The 9,630-nt window shown below is 35.8% G+C and carries 12 protein-coding genes; 2 read left to right on the forward strand and 10 right to left on the reverse strand.

Annotation, left to right across the window (positions count from 1 at the left end; translation table 11 throughout):
- Window positions 1-349: 349 nt before the first annotated feature.
- Window positions 350-697 (reverse strand): N-acetyltransferase family protein, encoded by a 348-nt coding sequence (locus ACY65O_RS19310; RefSeq protein WP_462222493.1) that lies wholly within the window; start codon window positions 695-697, stop codon window positions 350-352.
- A 30-nt stretch (window positions 698-727) separates the two neighbouring features.
- The gene (locus tag ACY65O_RS19315) at window positions 728-1,960 is read right to left on the reverse strand and encodes a trans-sulfuration enzyme family protein (protein WP_462222494.1); all 1,233 of its coding nucleotides are present in this window, start codon (window positions 1,958-1,960) and stop codon (window positions 728-730) included.
- Between the two features lie 65 nt (window positions 1,961-2,025).
- Here ACY65O_RS19315 and ACY65O_RS19320 point away from each other — a divergent pair, with 65 nt between their 5' ends.
- Window positions 2,026-2,520: a DinB family protein gene (locus ACY65O_RS19320; RefSeq protein WP_462222495.1), complete on the forward strand. Its 495-nt coding sequence runs from the start codon at window positions 2,026-2,028 to the stop codon at window positions 2,518-2,520.
- Window positions 2,521-2,531: 11 nt separating this feature from the next.
- On the opposite strand, the gene ACY65O_RS19325 is transcribed toward ACY65O_RS19320, so the two are convergent.
- The 5 genes from ACY65O_RS19325 to ribD all read right to left on the reverse strand — a co-directional run bounded on the left by ACY65O_RS19325 (window position 2,532) and on the right by ribD (window position 6,632).
- The gene (locus ACY65O_RS19325) at window positions 2,532-3,377 is read right to left on the reverse strand and encodes a hypothetical protein (RefSeq protein ID WP_462222496.1); all 846 of its coding nucleotides are present in this window, start codon (window positions 3,375-3,377) and stop codon (window positions 2,532-2,534) included.
- 7 nt (window positions 3,378-3,384) lie between these two features.
- On the reverse strand, window positions 3,385-3,711 hold the full coding sequence (locus tag ACY65O_RS19330; protein ID WP_462222497.1) for an MmcQ/YjbR family DNA-binding protein: 327 nt from the start codon (window positions 3,709-3,711) through the stop codon (window positions 3,385-3,387).
- Window positions 3,712-3,745: 34 nt separating this feature from the next.
- Window positions 3,746-4,354, reverse strand: a complete 609-nt coding sequence (locus ACY65O_RS19335) for an IMPACT family protein (RefSeq protein WP_462222498.1) — start codon at window positions 4,352-4,354, stop codon at window positions 3,746-3,748.
- Window positions 4,355-4,704: 350 nt separating this feature from the next.
- Window positions 4,705-5,589, reverse strand: a complete 885-nt coding sequence (locus ACY65O_RS19340) for a hypothetical protein (RefSeq protein WP_462222499.1) — start codon at window positions 5,587-5,589, stop codon at window positions 4,705-4,707.
- Window positions 5,586-6,632: a bifunctional diaminohydroxyphosphoribosylaminopyrimidine deaminase/5-amino-6-(5-phosphoribosylamino)uracil reductase RibD gene (ribD, locus tag ACY65O_RS19345; RefSeq protein ID WP_462222504.1), complete on the reverse strand. Its 1,047-nt coding sequence runs from the start codon at window positions 6,630-6,632 to the stop codon at window positions 5,586-5,588. The genes ACY65O_RS19340 and ribD overlap by 4 nt, the downstream gene beginning before the upstream one ends.
- A 30-nt stretch (window positions 6,633-6,662) precedes the next feature.
- On the opposite strand from ribD, the gene prmC reads away from it, so the two are divergent.
- Complete coding sequence (prmC, locus tag ACY65O_RS19350) at window positions 6,663-7,529, forward strand: peptide chain release factor N(5)-glutamine methyltransferase (RefSeq protein ID WP_462222500.1); 867 nt, start codon at window positions 6,663-6,665, stop codon at window positions 7,527-7,529.
- Window position 7,530: 1 nt separating this feature from the next.
- Here the strand turns inward: prmC and ACY65O_RS19355 are convergent, their stop codons facing one another.
- The 3 genes from ACY65O_RS19355 to ACY65O_RS19365 all read right to left on the reverse strand — a co-directional run.
- A complete protein-coding gene (locus ACY65O_RS19355; RefSeq protein WP_462222501.1) occupies window positions 7,531-7,938 on the reverse strand; it encodes an ExbD/TolR family protein in 408 nt (135 codons plus the stop codon).
- 38 nt (window positions 7,939-7,976) lie between these two features.
- Window positions 7,977-8,654, reverse strand: coding sequence for a MotA/TolQ/ExbB proton channel family protein (locus ACY65O_RS19360; protein ID WP_462222502.1), 678 nt, complete (start codon window positions 8,652-8,654; stop codon window positions 7,977-7,979).
- Between the two features lie 217 nt (window positions 8,655-8,871).
- Window positions 8,872-9,630: SPFH domain-containing protein (locus ACY65O_RS19365; RefSeq protein WP_462222503.1), on the reverse strand; the 759-nt coding region annotated here is incomplete at its 5' end.

Here is a 9,630-nt window from a genome sequence, read left to right on the forward strand (position 1 = left end):
ATATTTTTTAGCCGGCCTTGGAATTAATTTTTAATTTCATTGGTGACGTCCCGATGCATCGGGATACAGCAAATCTTTATTCAACTTTTTTAAATCCAGCGTTTCTTTTCTTTTGCGCAAATTTAAGAGAAGCATCAAATATGAGGTTGTGTTCTTAATTAAATTATTAAATTTTTTTACAAACAACATAATCTTCATATCAATTTATTTCATTTCCTCCGCCGCGGCGGAGATAGGGGCAAAATTAATGCTGCAATTTATCCATTCCCCATCAAATTTTGCCTCAGGATATTTTTTATAAAAATTAATTGCCGGTTCATTCCAATCCAATACCTGCCACATCATACCGTTATATTTTTTTTTCTTTGCATTCCACAATCAATTTATCAAACAATAACTTACCAGCGCCTTTGCCCCGCATTTTTTCTGTAACTAATAAATCTTCTAAATACATGCGCTGTCCTTTCCAGGTGCTGTACCGGATATACCACAAAGCAAAACCTTCCACCTTGCCATCTACTTCGGCAACAAAAGCCCACCACACAGGCATTTCGCCAAAACCACTTTCAACAAAATGATTAAAATCAACTGTTACTTGTTCAGGTGCTTTTTCATAAACGGCCAATTCATTAATGAGCTCCATCATTCTGGCACAATCTTCTTTTACTGCCTTACGAATTATTATACTAACTGGCATTTTAAACATTATTAATTATTCATTAAAAAATTATCCATTACTCAGTGCATTCTCCAGGTCCATCAAAATATCCTGCACATTTTCAATACCCACACTCATACGTATAAGCCCGTCGGTAATGCCATACAATTCTCTTTTTTCTTTGGGCACACTAAAATGTGTCATACTTGCCGGGTGGCACAATAAAGTATCGCAGGCACCTAATGAAACTGCACGTACGCACATTTGCAATTTATCAATACATTTTTTTGCCGCTTCTAAACCATCTTTCATTTCAAAACTTAACATACCACCGGGATGGCGCATTTGTTTTGCTGCAGTATAATAATCGGTATGCGAATGCAGCCCTAAATAATTTACTTTATTAATTGCAGGATGCGATTCTAAAAATGCTGCCACTTCCATGGCATTATGGCAATGGCGTTCCATCCGTACTTCTAAAGTTTTCATGCCGATGGTTAATAAAAATGCATCAAAAGGATTGCTGTTGCCGCCGAGCAGGCGGTGCACTTTAGTAACATGTCCGTTCATCTTTTCCAGGTCTTTACCAATTAGAACGCCGCCAATGGCAGTGCCATGTCCATTTAAAAATTTTGTGGTACTGTGAAAAATATAATCCACACCATACTTAAATGGTTGTTGCAAATAAGGTGTTGCAAAAGTATTATCGCAGGCAACAGTTAAATTATATTTTTTGGCAAGTTGAGTAAGTTCTTCAATATCTACACATTGAAGCGTAGGATTTGCAGGTGTTTCCAAATAGAGCATTTTTATTTTAGTGTCTGCCTTCATCATTGCTTCGGCTTTATTTAAATCTCTTAAATCAACAATGATGGCTTCAATACCTAATGGCGGTAAAACTTTTTCTACCAGTTCCTGCGAACCTCCATAAAGGGAAAAATGCGTAAGAATTTTATCGCCGCTTTTTAAATTACTTATCAGTAAAGTGCTTAATGCAGCCATGCCACTGGAGTGAAGGATGGCTTTTAACTGCAGGGGATTTCCTGAATTATCCATTACACCAAAACTTTCTAATGCAGCAATTTTTTCTTCTGCTTCGGTAATAGTAGGGCTGCCCCAGCGGCCATAAATATATCCTTTTTCTTCGCCACTAAACCTGCGCATGCCCTGCTCAGCTTCATCAAATACATAAGTGCTGCTGGCATAAATGGGCGTAAGGTGTGCATAGTTGGGGTCGGTGGTATGCCCGGCATGAATAGCCATTGAACCAAATCCGGAAAGCAGCATTTTTTTATCACTCATATTTATTAGTTGATATTTATAATGAATAATTAATAATTTTACAGGATTCAAAAGTACATAAAACCATGAAGGAATTATTACAGCAATATGCTGCCTATAATATTTGGGCCAATAAAATTTTACTCGACAGGATAAGTAAGTTACCAGAAGAGAAGATTATGCAGGAAATTGCAAGCAGTTTTCCTTCTATTTATAAAACTGTTGTACACATGTGGCAGGCAGAAAATATTTGGTGGCAGCGGCATAAATTAGTTGAAAATATTACCGTTTTAAGTGAAACTTTTACCGGCAGCTTTGATGAGGCAACAACCGGCCTTGCAAAACAAAGCCAGCAATGGGCTGCATGGGTTGATGCTGCAAATGAAAATCAGCTTACGCATGTATTTGCTTTTGTACGCAATAAAGAACAGTATAAAATGAAAGTGCATGATATGCTGCTGCATTTATTTAATCATGCAACATACCACCGTGGGCAACTGGTAACTTTATTAAGGCAACTGGGGGAAGTGGATAAAATACCTTCTACAGATTTTTCTACATGGAGCAGAACAAAGAAATAATTTTAAACTTTTTATTCCCATTTAAAACCCGGCATTACAAAATAAACTATCGTCCACCATTTATCTTCACGCTGCATGTATAATTTGTATGGCCCTTCGTAATGAATAATTTCGCCATTCTCCATTACAGCATCGTATTTAAGATTACCTTCTGCATGGCCCATGCCATTATCAGCATCGTGCAGTTCAAATTTAATTTCATCAATATTGTAAGCATCATCTTTAAATTCGGTAAAGGCATCAAAAAATGGTTTTATCTTTTCAAAAAATTCCTGCCGGTTCAGTTGTTTTCCACCGGCAGTAATAAAATGGTAGGCTAATTCGCTGCTGTATTCATCAAAATCTCTGCTGAACCAATGCTTTAAAAATTCGTGGGTATTTTTTTCAATTTCTACTTTATCATTGGCATAAAATTCTTCGTAAATAAAATTCCAGCCATCCCCAAAAATGGGTGTTTTATCTATTTCATGAGCAAATAATTCTTCGGTAATAAATTTATAAATGGTTTCATCGGGGTAGGGGCCATCGCAAATATCCAAAGCAATTTTATGCTCTTCCATAATGGCTGTAATTCTTTTTAGCTCTGCAGCAATTTCAGCAGCATTCAATTCTTCTGCAGATCTGTAATCTGGTTTTCCAATGGTTTCATATACGGTGGTAATTTCTGCATTGGCATGGGCATCTTCAAAAGCGATCATGTTTTTTAAAAACTGGTTTTCTATTTCGGGTGGCAAATCTTCATTGCTCTGCATAAAAAAAGCATCGCCATATTGCGCTTTCAGTTTTATTTTTAAAATTTCATTTTCTATTTTAAAATGTTCCTGTGGGTCGTCGGAGAATTTTTCTTCGTTTTCCATAAAAAAATTATTTCTTTTTATTTACCAACTGGTAAGAATGATCAATCATTTCTTTCAATTGCTTTTTTGATAATGTGCCGTCAACGATTATTGTATTCCAGTGTTTTTTGTTCATGTGATAACCGGGTAATACACAACCGGGATATTCTTCTCTTAATTGAATGGCTTTATCAGGATCGCACTTTACATTAAACTGCAATGGAGAACTGTTTAAACCTGTCAATAAAAATATTTTCTCTTTTACCTTAAAAACCAAAGTATCTTCTCCAAACGGAAAGCCTTCTGTTACCAAAGCTTTTTGCAAAATATATTCTCTCAGTTCTTCAATATGCATTTACAATTAATTGAGCAGAGAAAATTACGAATTATTATTCAATTTTTTTTGCAGAAACATTTTGCATTTCTTTCAGGCGGTATATTGTTTCCTGTAAACGGTTTTGGGGGATGCCGGTTTGTATGCTGCAAAATAACTGCATTTCCTGTGTAATGATGGTGCAGTTAAATTGTTTTAAAATTATCATTACATCATTCATTTGGGTGTAATCAAATTCAACTGCATATTTTATTTCTACCTGCTTTTGAATTATAGGTGTAACCTGCAAAGCCAGTGCTGCAGCGGTTTTGTAGGCATTAATTAAACCCGGCACACCAAGTAATGTGCCGCCCCAGTAACGCACCACTACTATTGCAAGGTTAGTTAATTCCTTACTGTCTATTTGCCCAAGTATGGGTTTGCCTGCAGTGCCCGATGGTTCGCCATCATCACTGCTCCTAAAATTATTTCCATCGGTACCAATGCGGTACGCAAAACAATGGTGTACTGCTTTGGGGTGTTCTTTTTTTAAAATTTGCAATTGCTTTTTAAAATCATCTGCTGTTACTATTGGAAAAGCAAAGGCAAAAAACTTGCTGCCCCGGTCTTTAAATTCTGCGGTGGATGGTTGAGCAATTGTATTGTAAATTCCTTTTTCATTCATTACACTAAAAATAATTAATAAAATAAAACATCATCTTCGCCTCCGTCTTCTACATTTCCCCGTAATTTATTCCAATCCTTATCGTATTGGTATCAAGTTAATTTCCTTCAAATTTTGATAAAACCTTTTCCCACAGCCCCATTCGGGGCGAAATATCAGTAGAAATAAATTAATTATTTCAATCAAGCCCCATCGGGGCGCCATGTATTTTTTTCGCAATCCCCATTGCTTCAATATATCGCCCCGATGGGGCTTAGCAACTAATACCTATTTACTTGCTACTGATATTTCGCCTCTATGAGGCTTTTTAACTTGACGCCAATACAATCCTTATCGGGAGGGGATAGGAGTTACCCGTAAGCAATCAGCGCAATCGCAGCAATGGCCAATCCAATACCCATCCAATTTATCAGTGATAATTTTTCTTTAAATAAAAGCCATGCAGCAATGGCACTGAACAAAACAATACCCATATTATTTACAGGTATTATTGCACTGGAATTTCCTTTGTAAAAAGTAATAACTTTCCCCAAGCACCATATAGAAAAATAGTTGGGCACACCAATAATAATGCCTGCCAGTAAAGCTTTAAAGGAAAACGATTGTTTGCCTGTTGCAATCTGCATTACTAAAATAATTAAGCCAATACCGCCTGCAACTGAAAATGCGGCTATTAAAAAATTATTAAAATTATCGAGCGGCCCGTTAAAAAAATTATTTTTTACATACACAATTAAAGTATCTAAAAGGCCGCTGCTGATAAATAAAATAACAGGAAGTATAAATAAAAACTCTTTACTCTTTTCAGGCGCTTCGCTATTTTTTTGAGAAGGATAACAGGTTAATACCACAGCAACTAATGCCACTGCGATGCCTGTAATTTTTAAAGTGGTAGAAATTTCATCATATAAATAAAGAGAAAAAACAAAGGGAATTACCATTGATAATTTATTGGCAACTGATGCCACGGCCACACCCATTTTTTGCGCAGTAAAACCAATTACATTAAAAATACTGATGAACATTACACCCATTACCAGTGCCCAAACAAACCATGGCGAATGCACGCTTTCGTTGTTTACCGGAAAAGAGCCATTAACCACCGAGCCGGTAATAACACAGGCTATGTAATTAAATACAATGGCCTGCAGGGTATTGATTTTTAGCTTTTGTAAAATCTTGAATGAAAGTGTTAAGTATGAACTGAATAAAATGCTGCCGAATAAATATATCATGTTTGGTTATTTATAAAGTAGGATATTTTGTTGGTGAGAATAGTTTCTTCTTTTATTAGTTTTTTATTTTCAAATACAGGAGCATTTACCCCTTCCGGAATTTTTAATTCTACATTTGTAATCACTCTTGCTTCATCCCACAAATTATCGTCAATAAACGATTGCAGTAATTTTGCGCCACCTTCAATAATTACCGATTGAGTTTGCAGCGTGTACAATATATTTAAAATTTGCGGAATTGTTTTTTCTTCTCTGTTTAGTTTATAAAAAGAAAGCATTTCCCCGGGCTCATTCTTTTGCTGATTAAATACAATTGTTTTAACTGTGCCATCAAATAATTGCAGGGTAAAAGGCAGTTTTAAATCCATATCAATTACTAACCTTACAGGATTTTTGCCGGGATAAAGCCTTGCAGTTAAAGCCGGGTTATCTTTTAATGCAGTAGTAGTACCCACCATTATTGCAGCTTCTTCGCTACGCCACTGGTGCACTAAGCGGTTGGTAAATTCATTACTTATAAAAATTCTTTCTCCACCCTTACCCGAAATTTTTTTATTATTGCTTTGCGCCCATTTTAAAATTATATAAGGCCGTTGTTTTTTATGAAAAGTAAAAAAACGTTTATTTAATTCAAGTGATTCATTTTCTAAAATGCCCACAGTAACATTTACGCCTGCTCCTTTTAATTTCTCGATTCCTTTACCGTTAATTGCTGCAAAAATATCCCTGCAGCCAATAATTACATTAGGTATTTTATATTTGATAATCAGATCGGCACAGGGGGGTGTTTTTCCAAAATGTGCACAGGGCTCTAAGGAAACATATAAAATACTTTTTTCAATTAAGTGTTTATTTTCTGCGGCTACGCTATCTATGCAGTTTACTTCCGCATGCGGCTGCCCGTAAAGCTGGTGAAAACCTTCACCAATAATGCTATCATTATAAACTAATACTGCACCCACCATTGGGTTAGGCGCAACATAGCCTGCACCCCGGCGGGCCAGGTGTAAACATCTGTATAAATATTTTTCATTTTTTGTCAGGCTGCAAAAGTAAGCATCAAAAAATAAACTATGTTTGCTAAAATGAACAGTAAAGAATTATACCGGAATTTTTTAGTGGAGTTACAGGCAGTTTACGATTTAAGCGAAGCAACAGTAATTACCGATTGGGTATTTGAAAATATGGCCGGCATTAAAAAAGCAGCTCTTATTAAAAACCCTTTGCAGAAAATTCCTGAACCGGTAGTTAAAAAAATGATGGAAAAAAAAGAAGAGTTGTTACAGCATAAGCCGGTACAATATGTAATGGGTAACACCACTTTTTACGGTATGCAGTTCCAGGTAAATGATAAAGTATTAATACCAAGGCCCGAAACAGAGGAAATGACGAACCTGATAATTAACAACTACAGGTTTGAGCAAAAGCAAATAAATATTTTAGATGTTGGTACCGGAAGCGGATGCATTGCTGTTGCTATAAAAAAACATCTTCCATCTTCCCGGCTTATTGCAATTGATGTAAGCGAAAGTGCATTAGAAATTGCAAGGGCCAATGCCATTACCAATAAAACAAATATCCAATTTACACAATTAGATTTTTTAGATGAAAGCCGCTGGCCCGAATTGCTGTTGTTTGATATTATTGTAAGTAATCCGCCTTATATACCCGGTAATGAAAAAGAAAAGATGGATAAAAATGTGGTTGACTTTGAACCACACACTGCATTATTTGTACCCGATAATAACCCGTTGCTGTTTTACAAAAAAATTGCAAAGTTTGGCAGAGACCATTTAAATTATAACGGAAAGGTTTTTGTAGAAACGCATGAAGATTATGCTAAAGAAGTGGCAGCCGTTTTTTCCTCAAGCAGCTACCAGCAAGTAATTATTAAAAAAGATATGTTTGGAAAAGAAAGAATTGTAGTTGCCAGTTATTAAATTAATGAGCATCCACACTTAAAGAAGTAGATGATGCCCCGGCTTTTTTTGCATCCCTCATTATCATCACCAATTTATTTATAGATACCGAAGTATCTGCATTAATTACAACAGCCTGTTTGTTACTGCTGTCTTTTTTATCAATCATTCTGCTAAGCTCTGCCGATAAGGAATCAAATATTACCGGCTGTTGCCCGATATAGGTGCGGCCATCTTTTCTTATACTTACAACAATGCTTTGTTTTGCTTTGGTATCGCTTTTAGATTTTGGATTGGTAAGTTTTATAACATTGGGATTAGCCAGTGTGGATATAATTAAAAAGAAAAACATTAATATAAATAAGATGTCATTAAGCGGACCTGTATCTACTTCACTATGCTCCTCATTAAATTTTTTTCTTAAACTCATTATTTACAAATTAACAATTTAACAAATCAACCAATTAACTACCTTGTCGGTTCCTGTAAAATATCAATAAAATCTGCACTGGCAGCTTCCATTTTATTTTCTATCTTTTTAATTTTTGTTTGTAAAACACTGTACCCAAGATAAGTAATGATACCAATAATTAAACCAGTAGCCGAAGTAATCATTTTTACATAAATACCGTTTGCCATAGAGTTAATACCAAAACCTTCGGGGCTTTTAGCAATACCATCAAATAAACTCAGCATACCAATGATGGTTCCTAAAAATCCAAACAGCGGTGCAATACGAACAATGATATTTAAAATGTTCAGGTTTTTTTCCATCTTGTACATTTCCAGCACACCAACATTTTCCATACTTTTTTCTATTGCATCAATCGGTTTACCTATACGCTGCAGGCCTTTATCAATCATACGGGCAACAGGGTTAGCTGTATTTTTTGCAAGGCTACGGGCTGCAGTTACGTTACCGCTAACAACATTATCCCTGATAATATTCATAAAATTATCTTCAATCTTACCAAACTTTTGCAACAGTATAAACCTTTCGAAGAAAAAGAAAATAGCAATAACAAAAAGTAATGCCAATGGTACCATCAGCCATCCGCCCTGTACAAGGGTGCCTCCAACAGATTCAAATCCTTTTACTTTTTCTAAAGTTTTTAAAGTGTCTATCTGTAAAAAAATGTCAAACATAAGTAAGCTGATTTAAGGACAAATGTAATTGTTTAATTTATTATTTGCGTTGATGCGATAATTATGCCAATACCTGCAAGATTAAGACCTTAACGAACACAATGCAAAAATGCTGCTTAAAGAATTGTTAATCTTAAATGTTTCGGCACAATTTAAAATATTTACTAAATAAAAAGTGCCGCAAAATACGGCACTTGTATAAATATTGTAACTAAAATTATTTTTTACTTTCCATTTGTGTCATCGCCATTATCTGCTTCATGGTTTTTTCCATACCATCGCTGCCGCCATCTAAAAATATAACATTGCCTTTACCGTATTCTGCAAAATTCTTAATGGCTTCCACCCACATGCTGAACAAAATAACATTGGTATCCAGGTTGGCCTGCTTCATTTCATTAGCAGCCTGACTCATACCTTTTGCTACTTCTTCTCTAAACAATGCCACACCCTGTCCACGTAATTGCGCCGCTAATCTTTCTGCTTCTGCTGCAATTTTAATCGCATTACCTTCTGCTTCTGCCGCTTTTGTTTTGGTAATTAATAAAGCCTGACCTTCATTTTCGGCAGCAGCTTTTAAATTATTACTCGCCACCACTTTACTCATACTCGTAATAATGGCTTCATCAAAAGTAATATCATTTATCTGCAGATCCTGCAAATGATAACCCCAGCTTTCTAAAGCCACATCCACCTGCTCTTTTACATTTTCTACAATATCACGGCGCACATTTAATACTTCGGCCTGTTTTTTTGTAGATACAAAGGCACGGATGCTTCCCTCAACGGTACGGATAAGCGCCTGCATCAGATCTTTATCACTAATAAATTTAAACGCTACTTTTTGTATCGTGTCTTCCTGCTCGTTTTGTACTGAGTACAACAGCATACTTTTAAAATACACATTGGCCTGATCCACCGTTACGGCCTGAAACTCCAGCTCCACCGAGCGGTTTTGAATGCTTACTCTTTTGTA

Origin of the sequence: Ferruginibacter sp., from assembly GCF_031430955.1 — a bacterium.
GTDB lineage: Bacteria > Bacteroidota > Bacteroidia > Chitinophagales > Chitinophagaceae > Ferruginibacter.